The sequence below is a fragment of the Nisaea sp. genome (assembly GCF_040217065.1).
Classification (GTDB): Bacteria; Pseudomonadota; Alphaproteobacteria; order Thalassobaculales; family Thalassobaculaceae; genus Nisaea.
Window position 1 is genome coordinate 577,803 of sequence record NZ_JAVJNX010000008.1, and the last position, 19,992, is coordinate 597,794.

At 63.3% G+C, this 19,992-nt stretch carries 18 protein-coding genes; 13 read left to right on the plus strand and 5 right to left on the minus strand.

Annotation, left to right across the window (positions count from 1 at the left end; all coding sequences use genetic code 11):
• Positions 1 to 19: 19 nt before the first annotated feature.
• Positions 20 to 259 carry a hypothetical protein gene (locus RH950_RS11855; RefSeq protein ID WP_350056950.1) on the plus strand — a complete coding sequence of 80 codons (240 nt, stop codon included), beginning with the start codon at positions 20 to 22 and terminating at the stop codon, positions 257 to 259.
• Here RH950_RS11855 and RH950_RS11860 read toward each other — a convergent pair.
• Positions 256 to 741 carry a MerR family transcriptional regulator gene (locus RH950_RS11860; RefSeq protein ID WP_350056952.1) on the minus strand — a complete coding sequence of 162 codons (486 nt, stop codon included), beginning with the start codon at positions 739 to 741 and terminating at the stop codon, positions 256 to 258. The two genes, RH950_RS11855 and RH950_RS11860, sit on opposite strands and share 4 nt — an antisense overlap.
• A gap of 95 nt (positions 742 to 836) precedes the next feature.
• Between RH950_RS11860 and RH950_RS11865 the strand changes: the two genes are divergently transcribed.
• The 5 genes from RH950_RS11865 (at position 837) to RH950_RS11885 (ending at position 6,808) form a co-directional block, all read left to right on the plus strand.
• Entirely contained in the window at positions 837 to 1,466 is a 630-nt protein-coding gene (locus RH950_RS11865; protein WP_350056954.1) for a cation efflux transmembrane domain-containing protein, read from the plus strand.
• 178 nt (positions 1,467 to 1,644) lie between these two features.
• A complete protein-coding gene (locus tag RH950_RS11870) occupies positions 1,645 to 3,225 on the plus strand; it encodes an ABC transporter substrate-binding protein (RefSeq protein WP_350056956.1) in 1,581 nt (526 codons plus the stop codon).
• A gap of 117 nt (positions 3,226 to 3,342) precedes the next feature.
• Entirely contained in the window at positions 3,343 to 4,287 is a 945-nt protein-coding gene (locus RH950_RS11875) for an ABC transporter permease (RefSeq protein WP_350056958.1), read from the plus strand.
• Positions 4,287 to 5,180, plus strand: coding sequence for an ABC transporter permease (locus RH950_RS11880; RefSeq protein ID WP_350056960.1), 894 nt, complete (start codon positions 4,287 to 4,289; stop codon positions 5,178 to 5,180). Before RH950_RS11875 ends, RH950_RS11880 begins: the two co-directional genes overlap by 1 nt.
• Positions 5,177 to 6,808 carry an ABC transporter ATP-binding protein gene (locus RH950_RS11885; protein WP_350056962.1) on the plus strand — a complete coding sequence of 544 codons (1,632 nt, stop codon included), beginning with the start codon at positions 5,177 to 5,179 and terminating at the stop codon, positions 6,806 to 6,808. Before RH950_RS11880 ends, RH950_RS11885 begins: the two co-directional genes overlap by 4 nt.
• A gap of 31 nt (positions 6,809 to 6,839) precedes the next feature.
• Here the strand turns inward: RH950_RS11885 and RH950_RS11890 are convergent, their stop codons facing one another.
• Entirely contained in the window at positions 6,840 to 7,274 is a 435-nt protein-coding gene (locus tag RH950_RS11890) for a PaaI family thioesterase (RefSeq protein WP_350056964.1), read from the minus strand.
• Positions 7,275 to 7,364: 90 nt separating this feature from the next.
• Between RH950_RS11890 and RH950_RS11895 the strand changes: the two genes are divergently transcribed.
• The 4 genes from RH950_RS11895 (at position 7,365) to RH950_RS11910 (ending at position 13,819) form a co-directional block, all read left to right on the plus strand.
• On the plus strand, positions 7,365 to 8,126 hold the full coding sequence (locus tag RH950_RS11895) for an ImuA family protein (protein WP_350056966.1): 762 nt from the start codon (positions 7,365 to 7,367) through the stop codon (positions 8,124 to 8,126).
• Between the two features lie 156 nt (positions 8,127 to 8,282).
• Positions 8,283 to 8,765, plus strand: coding sequence for a PilZ domain-containing protein (locus tag RH950_RS11900; RefSeq protein ID WP_350056968.1), 483 nt, complete (start codon positions 8,283 to 8,285; stop codon positions 8,763 to 8,765).
• A 92-nt stretch (positions 8,766 to 8,857) separates the two neighbouring features.
• Positions 8,858 to 10,465 (plus strand): Y-family DNA polymerase, encoded by a 1,608-nt coding sequence (locus RH950_RS11905; RefSeq protein WP_350056970.1) that lies wholly within the window; start codon positions 8,858 to 8,860, stop codon positions 10,463 to 10,465.
• A gap of 15 nt (positions 10,466 to 10,480) precedes the next feature.
• Positions 10,481 to 13,819 carry an error-prone DNA polymerase gene (locus RH950_RS11910; protein ID WP_350056972.1) on the plus strand — a complete coding sequence of 1,113 codons (3,339 nt, stop codon included), beginning with the start codon at positions 10,481 to 10,483 and terminating at the stop codon, positions 13,817 to 13,819.
• Positions 13,820 to 13,862: 43 nt separating this feature from the next.
• On the opposite strand, the gene RH950_RS11915 is transcribed toward RH950_RS11910, so the two are convergent.
• Positions 13,863 to 14,459 carry a TetR/AcrR family transcriptional regulator gene (locus RH950_RS11915; protein ID WP_350056974.1) on the minus strand — a complete coding sequence of 199 codons (597 nt, stop codon included), beginning with the start codon at positions 14,457 to 14,459 and terminating at the stop codon, positions 13,863 to 13,865.
• Positions 14,460 to 14,528: 69 nt separating this feature from the next.
• Between RH950_RS11915 and RH950_RS11920 the strand changes: the two genes are divergently transcribed.
• Complete coding sequence (locus RH950_RS11920) at positions 14,529 to 14,954, plus strand: VOC family protein (RefSeq protein ID WP_350056976.1); 426 nt, start codon at positions 14,529 to 14,531, stop codon at positions 14,952 to 14,954.
• Here the strand turns inward: RH950_RS11920 and RH950_RS11925 are convergent.
• The gene (locus RH950_RS11925) at positions 14,951 to 15,691 is read right to left on the minus strand and encodes a sulfite exporter TauE/SafE family protein (protein ID WP_350056978.1); all 741 of its coding nucleotides are present in this window, start codon (positions 15,689 to 15,691) and stop codon (positions 14,951 to 14,953) included. The two genes, RH950_RS11920 and RH950_RS11925, sit on opposite strands and share 4 nt — an antisense overlap.
• Positions 15,692 to 16,027: 336 nt before the next feature.
• Between RH950_RS11925 and RH950_RS11930 the strand changes: the two genes are divergently transcribed.
• Both RH950_RS11930 and RH950_RS11935 read left to right on the plus strand, forming a co-directional pair.
• Positions 16,028 to 16,822 (plus strand): GntR family transcriptional regulator, encoded by a 795-nt coding sequence (locus RH950_RS11930; protein WP_350056980.1) that lies wholly within the window; start codon positions 16,028 to 16,030, stop codon positions 16,820 to 16,822.
• A gap of 40 nt (positions 16,823 to 16,862) precedes the next feature.
• Entirely contained in the window at positions 16,863 to 19,187 is a 2,325-nt protein-coding gene (locus RH950_RS11935; protein WP_350056982.1) for a DUF3604 domain-containing protein, read from the plus strand.
• A gap of 7 nt (positions 19,188 to 19,194) precedes the next feature.
• On the opposite strand, the gene RH950_RS11940 is transcribed toward RH950_RS11935, so the two are convergent.
• Entirely contained in the window at positions 19,195 to 19,545 is a 351-nt protein-coding gene (locus tag RH950_RS11940; RefSeq protein ID WP_350056984.1) for a DUF6614 family protein, read from the minus strand.
• Positions 19,546 to 19,992: the final 447 nt, after the last annotated feature.

A 19,992-nucleotide genomic window follows, 5' to 3' on the forward strand; every position in this document is an offset into this window, starting at 1 on the left:
TTTCACTGGATGATACGCAATGCGCAACGTGATCCTGCTCGCTCTGGTCCTGTTTACCGTGCTCGGGCTGTCCCTGTGGGCGGTCTGGGAGATCTGGTTCGGCGTCGAGGATGTCGAGATGAGCATCCACGGCTTCATTGCGCTGGCGGTGGGGGCTTTCTTCACCTTACTTCTTGGGGGCGGGCTGATGTGGCTCGCCTTTTACAGCTCCAAGCACGGCTATGACGAGCGAACGATCCACCCGGAGGACGACCGCTAGTCCGGAGCCCGGTACGGCATGGTCTCCACCGGCTCGTGACTGGCGTCGCAGCATTTTTCATGATCTGAAAGCACGTTGATCGCCCGGCAGTCCGCGACGGTTCCGTGCGAACAGCTCTCCAGCATCCTTCCCAACTCACCTTCCAGGGCCTGCAGCCTGCCGATGCGCCGCCGCACCTCGCCAAGATGCCGGCGCACGATTTCGTCCGCCTCCACGCATGACGCGGCGGGCCGGTCGGTCATGTCGAGCAATTCTCGGATGGCATCCAGGGGGAAGCCGAAATCGCGGGCATGTTTGATGAAGCCGAGCCGGTCGAGCTGATCCTGGCCGTAGACTCGCTGATTTCCGGCAGTGCGTGCCGGTTCCGGCAGCAATCCGATGGATTCGTAGTAACGGATGGTCTGCACCTTTGTGCCGGTCTGGCGCGCGAGATCGCCGATCGGATAGCGCGGCGTGTTAGGGATCGTGGCGGCGTCCGTCATGGCCTTGCCGATTTCTCTGTCATTTGCTCTTGAACCTACAGTCGTTGTAGCTCCCATACTTGGTGTCGATAAGATGATTTGTCGAGGAGCGCGCCATGGCCGGCTGTTGCGGTCACGATCATGAGAATGTGGTTTTCGAAGGAATGTCAGCGGCGTATCGCCGGGCGCTCTGGGCCGTGATCCTGATCAATGGCGTGATGTTCGTCGTCGAGATGGCGGCGGGCTTCGGTGCCGGGTCCATGGCCCTGAAAGCCGATGCCCTGGATTTCCTGGCCGATACGGCGACCTATGCGCTGAGTTTTTACGTCATCGGCAAGGCGGCGCGGGTCCGGGCCGGCGCCGCGCTTTTCAAGGGAATCTCACTGGCGCTCATGGGGCTCTGGGTGTTCGGCTCGACCGCCTATCAGGTGCTCGTCGTCGGCGTCCCCGAAGCCGCGGTGATGGGCACTGTCGGCGTGCTGGCATTTGTCGCGAACATGGCCAGCGTCGGCCTGCTGTTTCGGTTCCGGGACGGCGACGCGAATGTTCGCTCCGTCTGGCTCTGCTCGCGCAACGATGCGATCGGCAATATCGCCGTGGTGTTGGCGGCGGGTGGTGTCTGGCAGTCAGGAACCGGCTGGCCCGATCTCGCCGTTGCCGGGGTGATGGCCGGGTTGTTCTGCTGGTCCTCGTTCCAGATTATCCGGCAGGGCATGAGCGAGATGCACGCGGTTTCCACCGCCTGAATTCCACATTGCTGAAAGATGCACTGAATCCTCGTTCACCATGAAAGTATTTCACGTCTTACGCAGCGGATTCATTGACTCGTTAATGGTGCGGTGCAAAAAATACGGATCTAAAAATGGGGTAATGACGGGGTCAACCTCGCGTCTCACCTAAAATACGGAACAGGGATACTGAAATATGATTCGTTGGACACGACGCAGCCTGATGGCTCTCGCGGTCGCGGCTCTGCCTTTGGTAGGGACTCCGACCCTGGCAAATGCCGAGACGGTTCTGCGGGTTATCCCGCATGCGGACCTGAAGAACCTCGATCCGATCTGGACGACGGCCTACATCACCCGCAATCACGCCTATCTCATCTACGACACGCTCTTCGCGATGGATGAGAGCTTCAAGCCGCAGCCGCAGATGGTCGACACCTGGGAGACCTCATCCGACGGCAAGGTCTGGACGTTCAACCTGCGTGACGGGCTGAAGTTCCACGACGGCGCGGCGGTCACTTCCACGGACGTCATCGCTTCGCTGAAGCGCTGGGGCGCCCGCGACGGCATGGGCCAGAAGCTCATGGAACAGATGGAAGAAATGGTCGCCGTCAGCGACAAGACCTTCCAGTTCAAGTTGAAGGCACCGTACGGTCTGGTGCTGGAGTCGATCGGCAAGATCTCCTCCAACGTGCCGTTCATCATGCCGGCGCGCATTGCGGCGACCGACCCGTTCGAGCAGATCCCCGAGCATATCGGCTCCGGACCGTTCAAGTTCGAAGCGGACCAGTGGGTTCCGGGCTCGACCGTGGTCTATACGAAGTTCGCGGACTATGTCCCGCGCTCCGAGGCGCCCTCGGCCGCTTCCGGAGGCAAGATTGCCAAGGTCGACAAGGTGATCTGGACCTATTTCCCCGACCAGACCACAGCAATGAATGCACTGATCGCCGGGGAAATCGATTTCTTCGAGCAGCCTTCCACCGACCTGATGCCGCTGCTCTCGGCGGCCGAAGATGTCACTGCCGAAGTCAATGACCCGCTCGGCAATATCGGCTTTGCCCGCTTTAACCATCTGCTGCCGCCGTTCGACAATGTCGAGATCCGCAAAGCGGCGACGATGGCCATGAAGCAGGAAGATTACCTGGCCGGTGCCATCGGTGACCCGCAGTTCTGGAAAACCTGTTACTCGATCTATCCGTGCGGTACGCCATTGGCGTCCGAGGTGGCGGCCGAGACGATGAAAACCGGTTCCATTGAAAAAGCTTCCGCAGCCCTGAAAGCTGCAGGGTACGACGGCACACCGATTGTGATCATGCATCCGACCGATATTCCGGTGCTCTCCGCCTTCACCCTGATCTCCGCCGAGAAGCTCCGCAAGGCAGGCTTCGAGGTCGATCTGCAGGCGATGGACTGGTCCACCCTGACCTCCCGCCGGGCCAAGCGTGACCCGGTCTCCGAAGGCGGCTGGAACATCTTTCATACCTGGTGGATCGGCGCGGACGTGATCGACCCGATGTCCATCGCCTTCTCCGGCGATCCGGAAAAGGGCTGGTTCGGCTGGCCTGCGGACGCGGAACTTGAAAAGGCACGTGCCGCTTTCGCATCCGCGACCTCGGCCGAAGAAAAACTCACTGCCGGCAAGAAGGTGCAGGAGCGGGTCTGGGGCATCGCAGCCTCCGCCGAGCTCGGTCAGTTCTTCGTTCCGGTTGCCTACCGGAACAACGTGAAGGGCCTGATCAAGTCTCCGGTCCAGTTCTTCTGGAACATCTCGGTCGAGTAATCTCGCCCGTCGGACAGCCGTCCGGACCGTCTGGTCCGGGCGGCTCCTCTGCAATGCCCTGTCCCCCGGCCGAAAGGCCCTGACGGATGACAGACGCCTTGAGGAGCTTACCTCTCCATGCTGACCTACATATTCAAGCGCGTGCTTTCGACCATCCCCGTGATGGTGATTGTCGCCGTGCTGGTTTTCCTGCTCCTGCGCCTGGCACCGGGTGACCCGGCGGCGGTGATCGCGGGAGATTATGCGACCGCCGAGGACGTCGAGCGGATCCGCACCCAGCTCGGGCTGAATGACCCGATGCTGGTGCAGCTCTGGCGCTGGATCCTGCAGCTCGCCTCGGGCGATCTCGGGACCGCCATCTTCTCCAAGAAGCCGGTGATGGAACTGATCGGTCAGCGGATCGAGCCGACTCTGCTGCTTTCCCTCTGCACGATCGTGTTCGCGGTCGCCGTCGCGGTGCCGCTCGGAACCATCGCGGCCTGGAAATCAGGGTCACTGATCGACCGCTTCGTCATGTTCTTCTCGGTCGGCGGATTCTCGGTGCCGGTCTTCGTTCTGGCCTATTGCCTGATCTACGTGCTGGCGATGCAGCTGAAGATCCTGCCGGTCCAGGGCTACAAGTCGCCGTTCGAATTCGGGCTGTTCACCTTCCTCAGGCACATGGTGCTCCCGGTCATAGCGCTCTCGGTGATCTTCATCTCGCTGATCGCTCGGATGACCCGGGCCTCCGTGATGGAGGTTCTGGAGGAGGATTATGTCCGGACCGCCCGGGCAAAGGGGCAGTCCGAATGGAAAATCCTGATGAAGCACGCCCTGCGCAACGCGGCGGTGCCCATCGTGACGGTGATCGGCGTCGGTATCGCGCTGCTGATCGGCGGTGTGGTGGTCACTGAATCGGTGTTCAACATTCCGGGGCTCGGGCGGCTTGTGCTGGATGCGGTGCTGGCCCGTGACTATCCGGTCATCCAGGGGCTGATCCTGTTCTTCAGCTTCATCTACATCCTGATCAACCTGCTGATCGATCTTTCCTACACCCTGTTTGACCCGAGGATTCGGTACTGATGACAGCGATAGATCCTCAACAGATGTCTGCCGACGAGGTCCTTCCGGAAAAACAGCAGGCATCGACTTTCACGCTGATGATGCGGAACAGGTCGGTTTTCTGGGGCGGCATTCTGCTGCTGATCATGGCGGGAATTGCAATTGTCTGGCCGTTCTTTACCGGATCGCCGACAGAGCAGAACGTGATAAGCCGGCTGAAGCCACCGTCCGCGGGTTTCTGGTTTGGTACCGACTTTCTCGGCCGCGATATTTTCGTCCGTGTCGTTCATGGCGGCCGGATTTCGCTCGTCGTCGGCATTTCCGTGGCTGTCATCGCTACCGTAATCGGCCTGTTCACCGGCCTTGTCGCCGGCTACGTGCGCTGGCTTGATGCCCCGGTGATGCGGGTGATGGACGGCTTGATGGCGATCCCGGCGATCCTGCTGGCGATTGCCATGATCTCGATTTCAGGCGCGACCCTGACCACCGTGGTGATCGCCATCACCATTCCCGAAATCCCGCGGGTCGTCCGGCTGGTGCGCGCCGTCGTGCTGACGGTGCGGGACGAGCCCTATGTGGAAGCGGCGATTGCCTCGGGCACCCGGCTTCCGGCGATCCTGATCCGGCATATCCTGCCGAACACCATTGCGCCGATGATCGTGCAGGCCACCTATATCTGCGGTGCCGCGATGCTGACCGAGTCGATCCTCGGCTTCCTCGGGGCCGGCATCCCGCCGGAAATCCCGAGCTGGGGCAACATCATGTCCGAGGGGCGGACCTATTTCCAGCTCACCCCCTGGATCATTTTCTTTCCCGGGATCGCGCTCGCGCTCACCGTCCTTGCCGTCAATATCGTCGGCGACGGTTTGCGTGACACACTTGATCCCCGCATTGCCCGGAAGATGCGCGTATGACCGATTCAAAATCTGCAGTGGCCACGCCGGTTCTCGAGATCCGTAATCTCTCTGTGGCGTTGCCAAAGGGGGCGGATCGCCCGTTCGCGGTCGAGGATATCAGCTTCACTGTCCGCCCGCGGGAGATCGTCTGCGTCGTCGGTGAGTCCGGCTCCGGAAAATCCGTCACGGCTTTTACCACCATGGGGCTGAACCCGAAGGAAGTGAAAGCCGTCAGCGGCGAGATCATCCTCCAGGGCGAGGATCTGCTGACAAAGTCGGATGCGGAGATGCGCCGGCTGCGCGGCGAGAAGATGGCGATGATCTTCCAGGAGCCGATGACGGCGCTGAACCCGGTCATCAAGGTCGGCGACCAGATCCGCGAGATGCTGGAAATCCATACCAGCCTCTCGGCGGCCGAGCAGAGGGAACGTGTGCTCGAGGTGATGGCGGACGTCTCCCTGCCTGACCATGTGAAGATGTATGACAGCTACCCGCATCAGCTTTCCGGCGGGCAGCGTCAGCGCATCATGATCGCCATGGCCCTGGCGCTTGAGCCGGGCCTGCTGATCGCCGACGAGCCGACGACGGCGCTCGACGTGACCACCCAGGCGCAGATCCTTGACCTGATCAAGGATATCCAGCGCCGGCACGGCTCCGGCGTGCTCTTCATCACCCATGATTTCGGCGTGGTGGCGGAGATCGCCGACCGTATCGTGGTCATGCAGAAGGGCAGAATCGTCGAACAAGGGACGCGGGACGAGATCCTGCTGAACCCGCAGCATCCCTATACGAAAATGCTGATCGGCTCCGTGCCGTCGATGGTGCCGAGCCACCGGGCGGAGATCGACAAGCGCGCGCCGGCCCTGATGGCGCAGAAGGTCAACAAGGTCTATGGCGGTTTCGGGCTGTTTCGGAAATCCCGTCTGGTACATGCCAACAAGGATGTCGATCTTGTCGTCCACCGGCGTGAGACCCTTGGCGTGGTCGGGGAATCAGGGTCGGGCAAGTCGACCCTGGCCCGCTGCATCGTGCGCCTGCAGGATCCGAGTTCCGGCCATATCCAGGTCGAGGGTGCGGAAATCGCAACCATTTCGGAAAACGCGATGCGGCCGCACCGGCGCGATATCCAGATCATCTTCCAGGACCCCTACCGCTCGCTCAATCCGCGCCGCACGGTCGGCCAGTCGATCGTCGAGGGACCGATGAATTTCGGCGTGAGCGCGGCCGAGGCGGATGGACGGGCACGGGAGCTGATGGAGATCGTCGGGCTCAGCCCGGATGCGCTGGAACGCTTCCCGCATCAGTTCTCGGGTGGCCAGCGTCAGCGCATCTGCATCGCAAGAGCGCTTGCCATGCAGCCGAAGGTGCTGATCGCGGACGAGGCTGTGTCGGCGCTGGACGTTTCCGTGCAGGCCCAGGTGCTTGAGCTGCTCGACGATGTGCGCGTGCGCTTCGACCTGGCGATGCTGTTCATTACGCATGACCTCCGGGTTGCGGCGCAGATCTGCGACCGGATCATGGTGATGCAGAACGGTGTCGTGGTCGAGGAGGGCGAGACCGCAAAGGTCTATGCCAACCCGCAGCATGAATATACCCGCTCGCTGCTCGCGGCAGCGCCGGGCCGGGACGTCGCTTTCGCAAAATAGGTCTTGATGGGCTCCGATCCGTCGACGCTGGCTATCCCCTTTTGCTGAGGGCCTTGTAGGTGCCTTCGCCCATGGCGATCAGCGTGCCGTCGGGGCTGTAGATCTCGCAGCTGGCGAAGAACACCGACCGTCCGCCGCCACGGCGCTTGGCGATGGCGTAGATCCGTCCCGCCTTGGTCGTTCCCATGAAACTGGTGGTCAGGGACAGGGTGAGGGCGCGTTTCTTGTCTTCGCCTTCCGGCACCCAGACGCCGCAATAGCCGCCGACCGCGTCGATCATCGTGGCGACCACGCCGCCATGCAGGATGCCGCTGCGGTTCAGATGCTTTTCGGTGAGGTCGAGTTCCAGTCTGGCATATCCGTCGGCCCATTCGGTGAGGCTGAAGCCGAGATCGGCATTGAAGCCGAGCATGGTCTCGAGGGATTGGGGCATGTCGGATGCGGGAGTGTCGGCCGATTGACTCATGGAGCGCTATATCCTAGAACAAAACAAGAACAAATAGGTGGTCGAATGGGCGATCCTAAGCGCAGGGACAATACGGGGCAACGGCCTGATTTGGCATCTCTGCGTGCGCAGGTGCGGGCCATTGAGCGCGGTGCCGGCACCGCCGATCAGGTGGCGCGTTGCCCGCTCGGCCTGGAGGCCCTGGATCACCATCTCGGCGGCGGCTTCGCCCTCGGCCGGGTGCATGAGATTACCGGCGAGGCGCGCGGGGAGGTGAGGGACGCGAGTGTCTTCGGCTTTACCGCCGCGCTGCTGGTGCGTCTGCTCGATACGACCCGGGGCGGTGATGTTCTCTGGTGTGTGCGGGATGCCAACATGGTCGGCGGCATGGCGCATGGCCGGGGACTGGCGGCCCTCGGCCTCGATATGGACCGGGTTCTGTTCGTCCGGGCGCGGGACGAGGCGGTGCGGCTCTGGGCGATGGAGGAGGGGCTGCGCTGTACCGGTCTTGCCGGGGTTGTGGGCGAACTCGGTCCGGCGCGAGCCGGCGAGGCTGCCCGGGTTGCCGAGCGGCGCCTGCAACTTGCCGCTGAGGCCAGCGGGGTTACCGGGTTTCTGGTTCGCAGTCTTCCGGGACACGGCGCTGCTGGAACGGCGGAAAGCCGGTGGTCCGTCAGGGCTGCGCCGTCCGGCGGCGATCCCCGGCCCGTCTGGTCGCTCTCTCTCGAGCGTCTGCGTGGCGGGCAGCCCGGCGCCTGGCATCTGCTCTGGGATCCGCAGGAGGGCCGATTCCGGGAGCCGGGCGGGATTTCGCCACGGGTCGGGATGAGGCCGGAAACGGGGCCCTTCGCGGCATCGGAGGCTGCCGCGTAGCCTTATATGTACTTTTTGGCATTCCTCGCTAACATAGTCTGTAGTGGTTAATGCCGTGCCGGGCTTTTCTTTGTGTTTCTATGGCAGGGATCACCGCTCGCAGCCAGGGTGGCGGCGATAATGCAGGTTGTTGCCGAACATGTGGAGACCCGTGGGATGAATGCTGTCGCCGAGGCCGTGATTGCCGAGGAAAGACGCCGGCACGGGCGATGGTCCGTGAGCGGTGCCTATGCTTCGGTACAGGGCCGCCGGTTGCCGCTTGTCGATATTTCCATCGGTGGCTTTCTCGCCCGTCTGCCCGAGGATGGCGAGGAAATCGAATCTCCTCTCGAGGGCAGGATCTACTGGAAAGGCAGCCGCGAGCTGATCGACTTTCCCTTCAGCGCGGATATCGTGCGCCGGCTGGGCGGAGGGAAGAATATCGCGGCCCAGTTCCAGGCTCTGGAAGGCGAGTCCATCGACAGCCTGTTGCAATTCCTCAGCGCCATCGAGGCGGAGCGGCACCAGCACATAGACCGCCAGCAACGTGCGGCGGAACGCCGGGTTCTGACCCGCAGGTTCGGTCTCTGGAGCGTCGTTGCCGGCAGCGTGCTGGCCGCCCTGTATCTCGTCTGGCTGTTCGGCCTCTCCGGCCACTGATACCAATTCAGATCACGGCACGCTTTCCGTGATATTGACATTGAGAACAAATCATGAACAAATGAATCCGGTTCATCACCGGGAGACGGTTCATGGCACGGCGATTTCTCTATCTCTTCGTTCCGGATTTTGCATTCGACTGGCGTCGCAAAGGCGACAGCACTCTTGCCTCCGGCGATCTGCCCATGGTGCTGACGAGGCGCGTCGCGGGATCGGAAACCGTCATGGCGGCGGATCATGCGGCCGCCCTGCAGGGCATAGCGGTTGGCCGGTCCCTCGCCGATGCCAGGGCGATGCAGCCCGGTCTGAAAGCCCTGGAGGCGGATCCTGCGGCCGACCGGCGCCGGCTGGAACAGCTGGCCACCTGGTGCCAGCGCTATACGCCGATGGTCGCGGTGGACAGCAACGCCGCCCCCTTCAACGGCGATGGCGGCAGCGCGGGGCTTTATCTCGACATTACCGGCTGTGCCCACTTCTTCCGGCGCGATGGTGCGGAAGATATCCGAACGGAGGAACAGGCGCTCGGGCGTGACTGCCTTGACGCCCTGACCAGGCTCGGTTTCACAGCCCGGCTCGCGGTGGCGGATACCCCTGACGCCGCCCGGGCCGTCGCCCGTTTCTCCGCCCCCTTGCTGACCCTGGTGCCGCCGGGGAGCACGCGCATGGCCATCGAGCCGCTGCCGGTGGCGGCGCTCGGTCTCGCATCGGCCAGTGTCGAGGCCCTGGACCGGGTCGGGCTGCGCCGCATCGCGCAGCTCATCGACAAGCCGCGGGCGCCCCTTGCCAGCCGCTTCGGCCTGCCGCTAGTGGCGGCTCTCGACCGGGCCCTCGGGCACCGGCCGGCCGCGCTCGACATGCGCAAGCCCGAAACGCCGTTCCGCGAACGGCTCGCCTTCGCCGAGCCGATTGCCCTCAGGGAAGATCTGGAGCGCGCCGCCCGGCAATGTCTCGCCGGTCTCTGCCGCCGTCTCGAACGGGAGCAGGCCGGTGCCCGGCGGGTCCGGATCCGTTTCTTCAGGGTGGATGGCGAGGTGCCGCAGATCACCGTCGGCACCAGCCGGCCCTGCCGGGATGCGGATGTGCTGTTCCGTCTGCTGGTCCAGCATTTCGACAAGCTCGACCCGGGCTTCGGCATCGACGTCGCCGTGGCCGAGATCCTGGAAAGCGATGCTGCCGGCGGCGTCCAGGCCGCGCTCGGGACAAGGGCGGGACGGGACCGGGATGTTGTGGCCGATCTCGGCGACCGGCTGGCCAACCGGATCGGTGCCGGCGCGGTCTACCGGCTGCAGCCGGTCGAGAGTCACCGGCCCGAACGGTCCGAGCGGCCGGAAGAGGCCCGTCCCTCCGGCAAGGCGCTGTACTGGAGCAATCTGCGTCCGCTGCCGCCGGAGCGGGCCCGGCCAGTCCGGCTGATGCGGCGTCCGGAACGGGTCGAGGCGACGGCGCTGCTGCCGGATCATCCGCCGGCGCGCTTTCATTGGCGCGGTGCGGAGTACCGGGTGGCCGAAGCCGCCGGGCCGGAACGCCTGGCGCCGGAATGGTGGCGCACTGGTGACGGAGACGATGCCGGCGCGGATACCGCGACGCGGGACTATTTCCGGCTGGAGGATCAGGAGGGCCGGCGCTTCTGGCTCTACCGGGAAGGGCTGGCCGAGAGGGGCGAGGCGCCGCTCTGGTATCTGCACGGTCTCTTCGCCTGATCCGAAGATGGGGCCATGTCCGGATATGCCGAGCTTCAGGTCACCAGCAATTTCAGCTTCCTGCGCGGCGCCTCCCACCCGGAGGAACTGGTTGAGGCGGCAGCCCGGCTCGGCCATGCCGCCGTCGCCATCACGGACCGCAACAGCCTTGCCGGTGTGGTTCGGGCGCATGTTGCGGCGAAGACCCATGGCGTAAAGCTGATTGTAGGCGCCTGCCTCGAGCTTGAGGATGGCGCCCGCCTGCTCTGCCTGCCCACCGACCGTGCCGCCTATGCCCGGCTCTCGCGCCTGCTGAGCCTGGGCAAGCGGCGGGCGGGGAAGGGTGAATGCCTGCTGCGCCCCCAGGATGTGGTCGCATACGGCGCGGGCCAGATCCTGCTGCTGCTGCCGCCGGAGGACATTCCCGACAGCTATGCGGCGGATCTCCGGTTCTGGGCCAAGGCTTTTCCGGGCGCCTGTCATCTCGCCGCCAGCATGCTTTATCACGGCGATGACGCCCGGCGACTGCGCCACCTGTCCGGCCTTGCCGCCAGTGCTGGCCTGAAGCTGGTGGCGAGTAATGACGTGCATTATCACGTGCCCGAGCGCCGTCCGTTGCAGGATGTGCTGACCTGTATCAGGGAGCGTTGCCGGATCGACGAGGCCGGCTGGCATCTCGATGCCAACGCCGAACGCTATCTGAAGCCGCCGGGCGAGATGGTCCGCCTGTTCCGGGACTGTCCGGAGGCCGTCTCGGAAACGGTGCGCATCGCCGCGCGCTGCGCTTTCTCATTGGACGAACTGGCCTACGAATATCCCGATGAGATCGCGCCGGGCGGCAGGCCTGTGCAGGACGAGCTTGAGGTCCGCACAGTCGAGGGTGCGGCCGAGCGCTACCCGGACGGGGTACCCGGCCCTGTGCAGCGGCAAATACGCTACGAACTGGACCTGATCGCAAAGCTCGCCTACGCGCCCTATTTCCTCACCGTCTATGACATTGTTCGTTACGCCCGCAGCCAGGGGATCCTGTGCCAGGGCCGCGGCTCGGCGGCCAATTCGGCCGTCTGCTATTGCCTCGGGATCACCGCCGTCGATCCGTCCCGCTCGGACCTGCTGTTCGAACGGTTCGTCAGCGAGGAGCGCGGCGAGCCACCCGATATCGATGTCGATTTCGAGCATGAGCGGCGCGAGGAGGTGATCCAGTATATATACGGAAAATACGGCCGGGAGCGGGCCGGGCTGGCGGCGACGGTGATCAGCTACCGCTCGCGCAGCGCGCTGCGCGATGTCGGCAAGGCGATGGGCCTGTCCGACGATGTGGTCGGCCTGCTCTCCTCCCAGGTCTGGGGCCGGCATGGCGACGCCGTGTCGGAGGAGCGGATCCGCGAGGTCGGGCTCGACCCGGCGGACCGGCGGCTGGCCATGGCGATGAACCTGGCCCGGCAGCTGATGGGCTTTCCCCGGCATCTCTCCCAGCATGTCGGCGGCTTCGTCATCACAAGGGGCCGGCTGGACGAGCTGGTGCCGATCGAGAATGCGGCGATGCAGGACCGCACCGTTATCGAGTGGGACAAGGACGATCTCGACGCGCTCGGCATGCTGAAGATCGACGTGCTGGCGCTGGGCATGCTGAGCTGCGTGCACAAGGCCTTCACCCTGCTGCAGCGCCATTACGGCCATGCCTACGACCTCGCGACCGTGCCGGCGGAGGATCCGGCGGTCTATGACATGCTCAGCCGGGGCGACAGCCTCGGCGTCTTCCAGGTCGAGAGCCGGGCCCAGATGGCGATGCTGCCGCGTCTCCGGCCCCGCTGTTTCTACGATCTCGTCATCGAGGTCGCCATCGTCCGTCCGGGGCCGATCCAGGGCGACATGGTGCATCCCTATCTCCGGCGGAGGAACGGCGACGAGCCGGTCGAGTATCCGTCGGCGGAGTTGCGCGGCGTGCTTGGCAAGACCCTCGGCGTGCCGTTGTTCCAGGAGCAGGCGATGAAGATCGCCATCGTCGCCGCCGGCTTCACCCCGTCCGAAGCAGACCGGCTGCGACGGGCCATGGCCACCTTCAAGAAGACCGGCCAGATCGGCCAGTTCCGGGACAAGATGATCGAGGGCATGGTGGCGCGGAACTATGAGCGCAGCTTCGCCGAACGCTGTTTCCGGCAGATCGAGGGTTTCGGCAATTACGGCTTTCCGGAAAGCCACGCCGCCAGCTTCGCCCTGCTGGTCTATGTCTCCAGCTGGTTCAAATGCCGCTATCCGGCGGTTTTCGCGGCCGCCCTGCTGAATGCCCAGCCGATGGGCTTCTACGCCCCGGCGCAGATCGTCCGCGACGCCCGCGAGCATGGCGTCACCGTGCTGCCGCCGGACGTCAATCACAGTGGCTGGGACTGCGACCTGGAGCCGGACGGCAGGGGGCGCTTCGCGCTCCGCCTTGGGCTCAGGCAGATCAAGGGCATGCGGCAGGACGAGGCGGATATGATCGCCGCCTGCCGGGGCCGGGGGTACCGCGATCCGGGCGATCTCTGGCGCCGGGCCGGGATCACGCCGGCGGTGCTGGAGGTGCTGGCCCGCGGCGATGCCTTCTCCTCCATGGGGCTGGCCCGGCGCGAGGTGTTCTGGGCGGTGCGCGGCCTTGCCCGCGCCGTTACCGGCCCGGTCCGCGCGGAGCGTGATACCGGCGGGCTGCCGCTCTTCCTCGCGGCCGAGGCGCGGGAGCAGACCCATATCTCGCTGAAGGAGGCGGCCGTGCACCTGCCGGAAGCCGCGCTGGGAGAGCAGGTGGTGGAGGATTACGCGTCCCTGCATCTCTCCCTCAAGGCCCATCCCGTTGGCCTGCTCCGCCCGAGCCTCAAGGGCGATGGCTGTATCCGCTGCGAGGATCTGGACCGGACGCGTGATGGCCGCCGGGTCCGGCTCGGTGGGCTGGTGCTGGTGCGGCAGCGGCCGGGCACGGCCAAGGGCATTATCTTCATCACGCTGGAGGATGAGAGCGGCGTCGCCAATCTGATCGTCTGGCCCGACCGGTTCGAACAGTTCCGCCGCATCGTGCTTGGCGCCAAGTTCCTTGGCGTCACCGGGCTGGTGCAGCGGGAGGGACGGGTGATCCATGTGGTCGTGGAAAAGCTGGAGGACCTGACCTACCGGCTTGGCTGGCTGACCGACGGGACGGTCGACGCGGCCGGGTTCAACGGCGCCATCGCCAACGCCGACGAGGTCTCGCGGCCGCAGGAGGATTATCGGGCGAAGCCGACGCGCTCGAAACTGCCCTCCGGACCTGCCGGCAACCCGGAGCAGATCAAGCCCTTGCGCCCGTTACACACCCATCCCCGCAACATGAAGCCGGACCTGAAGGTGGTGAGCCGCGATTTTCACTGACGGGTCAGCCACGGGAGTAGAAGTTGACGCCGCTCCGCCCGCTCTATCTGGCCTCCGATATGGCGAGCGTCTTGAGCAGTTTTTCCATGGCGCTTTCATAGTCGTCGCGACGGGCTCCCCGGGAAATGGCAAGTGCCGCGCGGTCGAACGCGGCCGAGAGTAAATCCGCGAGGGCCCGCATTTCCAGGTCCGGAGCCCGGCCGAGCAGAGCGGCAAGTCCATCCAGTAACGATCCGCCGCCAGTTTCCCTGTCGATCCGGGACATTTCTTCCGGTCCGAGCACGGCAGGTCCGTCGAGCAGAAGCAGGCGGGCGCGGCCCTGTACCGCCATTGCATCGAAATAGGCTATCGATCCGGCTGTCAGGGCATCCAGGGGATTTGCAGCAGTGCCGGCGCGCCGTTCGATGTCCGCGCTCACCGCCGTTGCTTCCCGTTCGACAACGGCGCGGAACAGATCTTCCTTGTCCCGGTAATGGTGATAGAGCGCGCCGCGCGTGACGTTTGCCGCTTTGACAATCTCCGGGGTACCGGTGTCGGCATAGCCTTTTTCAATAAAGAGGGTTCTCGCGGCCGAAAGCAGGGACGCGCGGGTTTCCTCGGTGCGTTCGCGATTGGAGCGTCGGCCGGAAATTTCTTGCATACATACAGCCTGTATGTTTATTAAAATTTACATGCACACTGTATGTAATTTGAGGAAGGAGCGAAAGCGATGAAATGTACGCAGTTCTATCCGGTTATCCTGACCGGCGATGTTGCCGGAACAGTCCGGTTCTATCGGGAGCATTTCCGGTTCGAGCCCGCATTCGAGAGCGACTGGTATGTTCACCTCCAGTCAACGGAAGACGGGGCCGTCAATATCGCCGTCCTCCAGGGCGATCATGAGACGATCCCGGAAAGCGGGCGTGGTCGCACAAACGGTCTGATCCTCAATTTCGAGGTGGCCGATGTGGATGCGGAATATGCCCGGGCAGAAGCGGCGGCGCTGCCGGTATTGCTGCCATTGCGGGATGAGCCTTTCGGGCAACGCCACTTCATCACGACGGATCCGAACGGGGTTTTGATCGACGTCATCACACCGATCCCGCCAAGTCCGGAATTTCTGGCGCAGTATGCGCCCGGGGCGGTGCCGGCCTAGAGCGCGGGGATGAGTAATCCGATCCCGGACAGGCCAAGCATCCAGAGCAATACTTTCTTGAATTGGCCGTCATTGATCCGGCGGTAGAGCATGAAGCCGATGCCGGTCCCGACGATCATCGCCGGGGCCGAGGCGCCGAGCAGGGGCAGGATGTTGTCCGGCAGCCGGTCCTGCAGGATGTAGAAGGTCAGGCTGGCGCTGTGCATGGCGCCGTTGAAGAGCTGGAATGTTCCGCGTTGCCGGTCCTTTGGCCATTTCATCAGGCTGCACCAGATCGTCGGCAGCACGCCGGACAGACCCGAAAACCCGCCCATCAGGCCGCCGCCGAAACCGACAAGGGCATCGATCACCGGATATCTTCCCGTGATCGCCGGCAGGCGGCCGGCCAGGATGAACGCGCCGCAATAGACCAGCAGCGTGGCGCCGACAAATATCCTGAACGGGCCGGGATCGGCATAGGGCAGGAGGGCGACGCCGCCCGGAACGCCGATCAATCCGCCGACAATGAAGATCGCCACGCTGCGGAAATCGATCGCCCGCCAGATCGCGCCGATGGTGCCGAGCACGATCAGCAGGGAGCAGATGATCACCATCGGGGTGGCTTCCGCCGGGCCAAGCACATGTGCCCAGATCCCGAGCGAGGTGATCCCGAAGGCAAAGCCGGCAAGACCCGTGGCCAGCGCGCCGGCGAAGGCACCCAGGGCGACGATGCCGTAATAGGCGAGATCGCTTTCCACTGTGAACGCGCTCCTCGTTGCGGCGGGACTGGGACGGGAACAGGGCTGGGACAGCCGTTCTAGTGCCAGAAACTGGCGGCCGCCAGTTTCGAATGGCCTGCATCGCGAAAATCCCGTGCATCCCCGGCCGCCGGACAGCGGATCGGAACGTCACCCATATGCGGGGCGGCCGGGCCGGCGCGCGGGCGGTTCTTGAGCCGCAAGGTGAGGTCACTGAATTAGCGATGTTTTGCAATTGTGATATGGGAAATTCAAAGTCATATACAGGGCTTTGACGTCCTCTTCCTTCAGGTTTAGTGTTTCGAGCTCATTGTCCTTGATAGGAATGAACCCCGTATGAGTGTCACGAAGCTCCGGTCCGTCAGTTCATCCGAAACGGGTTCGGCGAAAGCCAAGCACCGGCAGATTTCGGAAGAGATTCTGAGCGCGATCGAGGCCGGGCGCTGGCTGCCGGGCGAGCGGCTTCCGGCGGAAGACCAGATCGCCACCGAAACCGGGGCTAGTCTCGGGACGGTCAGACGCTCGCTCAGGAGCCTGGTGCAGATGGGCGTGGTGGAGCGCCGGCACGGCAGCGGCACATTCGTCTCCGGGGCCCGGGCCCAGGAAGAGCATCTGCGGCATTTCCGCTTCATGGCCGAGGGCGGGGAGCGGTTGCTGCCGATCTTCTTCAAGGTCACCAGTATCGAGCCCACGCGCGAGACCGGCCCGTGGTGCCCGTTTTTCGGCACTGACGTGGACAGTTATATTCACATCCAACGGCTCGTCTCCGTGAATGACGAATTCGAGGCCTTCAGCGAGGTCTATCTTCCGGAAGACCGGTTCGCGGATCTTTCCCGGATGAGCGAGGCGACGCTGAACGGAGTGTCTTTCCGGGACATGCTGGCCGAACGCTTCAATGCACCGACCCTGAACACGCGGCAGACCATGGTCTGCCAGACCCTGCCGCCGCGCGTGACCCGCCATCTCGACATGCCTCCGGGGCAGTTCGGCATGGTCTGGACGATCTGCGGCATGAGCTATCGCGATACGCCGATCACCTGGCAGCGGGTCTTCGTGCCGCCGAGTGACCGGGTGCTTGAAATCGTCCCCGCCGCAACGCACGACCAGCCGGTCATGCGCGAGATCACCTGACCGTCCCGCTCTCCGCTAACCAAAGGCAGGAAGGCTTCTCATGACCAACCACACAGCACCGACCGGACGCGACGGGCGTCCCTGGCAGGACATCAACAGCGGCGTGATGCGCGAGCCCATCGCGCCCTCGGCGCTCGGCCATGCCACGATCACGCCGGACGGGCGGTTCGAGGCCGGAACCTACGCCAGCTTCACGCTGCTCTATACCGCGGGAACCTTCGGGATCGACGATTCCGGCAGTCTCCGGGTCTGTTTCCGGTTTGCCTCGGACCAGGGAAATCCGCAATTCGACGATCCGACTGCGGCAAACTACTGCACGGTCGAGGCCTCGAACGGGGCGGTCCTGCAGTTGCGCTGGGACCCGAAAGGCAATGTCCGTCCGTGGGACCGGACGCTCTGGATCAAGGTCGTGAAGGGATTTCTGGAAGAGGGCGACACGATCACCATCCGCTTCGGCGTGACCGATCATGGCGGCCCCGGCATGCGCCTGCAGACCTTCTGCGAGGAAAGCTTCGAGTTCCGGGTTCTGGTGGATCCGATCGCAACCTTCAATTTCCAGGCGCTGCCCGTGCAGCCTCAGATTGCGATCGTGCCCGGCAGGCCCGAGACCTACGCGGCCGCGATACCGACCCTGCGCCGGCCGGGAGAGACGTTTTCCCTGAAGATCAAGGGAAAGGACAAGTGGGGCAACCCATCCGACCGCTGCTCCGGGGAGATCTTCCTCGAAGCCGAGGGCACTATTGATGGCCTGCCCGATGCCGTGACGTTCAAGGAAGGTGCCTTCAGTCTTGAGGTCCCCGGTCTGTCCGTTGCCGCGCCCGGCCGCGTGTCCGTGACGTTGAAGAACGCGGATGGCGCGGTGATCGCGCGGACCAATCCCCTGATCCTCGAGGATTGTGCCCTTGTGCATTTCTGGGGCGATATTCACGGCCAGTCCGAGGAGACCATCGGGACCGGCAGTGCGCGGGAATATTTCGCCTTCGCCCGGGATCGGGCCTGGGTCGATGCCTGCGGGCATCAGGGCAACGATTTCCAGATATCGGACGAATTCTGGGCAGAATTGAACCGGATCACGGCCGAATTCGATGCGCCGGGAAGCTTCGTTGCAATGCCGGGCTATGAATGGTCCGGCAACACGGCCCTCGGCGGCGACCGCAATGTGTTCTTCCCGAACGAGGGACGGACCATCCGCCGGTCATCCCACGCCCTGATCGAGGATCAGAGCACCGCCGATACAGACTGCACGACGGCGGGGGAGCTGTTCGAGGCTTTTGCCGAAAACGGGGAGTTCGACGTTGTCTGCTACGCCCATTGCGGTGGGCGCTATGCCGATATCGGCGTTGCCCATGACGGTCGTTTCGAGCGATCGGTCGAGGTGCATTCCTCCTGGGGCACGTTCGAGTGGCTGCTGCATGATGCCTTCAAGCTCAACTACCGGGTCGGCGTGGTGTGCAATTCCGACGGCCACAAGGGCCGACCGGGCGCGAGTTATCCCGGCGCCGGCAAGTTCGGCGCGATCGGCGGGCTGACCTGTTTCAATGCGCCTGAACTGAGCCGGGAAGCGTTACTCGACTGCATGCGCAAGCGGCGGCATTACGGCACCACAGGCGGCGATGGCGGACGCATGGTCCTGCGCGTCGACGCCGCGTTCGAGGGCGAGGGGCTGGTGTATCACGACGACCCGAAGCTGTTCGACTCCAAGCCCGTTTCAAGCCGCACGGCGACAATGGGGGATATTGTCCATCTGCCGGGTGGCGGGATGGAACTCTCCGTCGCCGTCGAATCCAATTCGCCGATCATCCGGGTGGATATCTTCAACGGGCTCGACCTGATCGAAACCGTCCGGCCCTATGGTGAAGAGGATCTCGGCTCCCGTATCCGGTTGCACTGGGAAGGTGCGGAATATCGCGGCCGGTTCCGGGAAGTCATCTGGGACGGCGCGGCCCGTCTCACCGGCAACGCGGTGGATCGCGCGACGCCGGTCAATTTCTTCAACAGGGACAAGACACTGGACCGGAACAGCGAGACCGAACTCAGCTGGAAGGCTCTGACCACAGGCAATTTCGGCGGCGCGGATATTCATCTCAGGGACGAGAAGGCCGGCAGTCTCGCCATCGAGACGCCGCTGGTCTCACGCCAGGTGGCGATCGCCGAGATCGGTCTGGAGGACATTGTCTTCGATGCTTCCGGCGAATTGCCGCGGTTTCTGAAGCTCTACCGGCTGCCGGACGTCAACCCGCACACATCCTTCTCGTTCACGCGGAATATCGACCTGAAATCGGAGAGCGATAACCCGATCTATATCCGCGTGGAGCAGGAGGACGGCACCAGGGCCTGGACCAGCCCGGTCTACGTCTACAGGTAAGGCCGGATCAGAACCGCTCGGCGCCGCGCTGGCGCTGCGGGTCCGGGAAATCCCGGTAGAGCGTGAAGCGGACGTTCTGGACTTTCGAGTTCACCGCGTGATGAAAGCTCTCGACCGGCTCGCTGCGGGTCGAGACATGGGTGAAGGCGGCATCGAGCTGCGCCAGGTCCTTCGTCTCGAGCCACATATGGAACTCGGTGCCATCGGCGGGTCCGAGCCCGAGTTTGCGTCGGGTCATCCGGGAGCCTTCGATCAGGCCTTCCTGTTTCAGATATGAGAAGTAGGCCTGTACTGAATCGGCAAAGTCCGTGTCCGGTACGCCCGGCTTGAGGTCGCAGTAAATGTGATAGAAATCCATGATAAATTTTTCCGCCGGAAAGAGGAGAGCATAATATTTCTCCTCAAATTTTTGATTAATAAAAATTATTCTGCATATTTGCTTTTCTTTAAAAAATAAATATCAATTTATTGGTGCTGATGCTACGTTTACGTATCTGTGCTGTGTTGGTATGACGTCAGATGTTGATTTTTTTGTTTTCTGCGCAATGAAAAATATTCCCCACCGTCCTTCTCCCAGCTTTCCATACAAGTTGTCTGTCGGATACTCGTAGGTGATATATGGATGGAATGTGCGAGTTGTGTTTCCGTCTTTTTCAATAGTATGAATCAGGATGCAGTTTAGTATTTTATATTTGTTTGCTCGGTAATAGTCCAAGTAGAGTGTTGGAGATATTTGGTAGAATCCATGGTCGACCATGTTGTTCGTTGGTCCCGAGTGGATAACCGTTCCGCCTGGTCTTAGAAA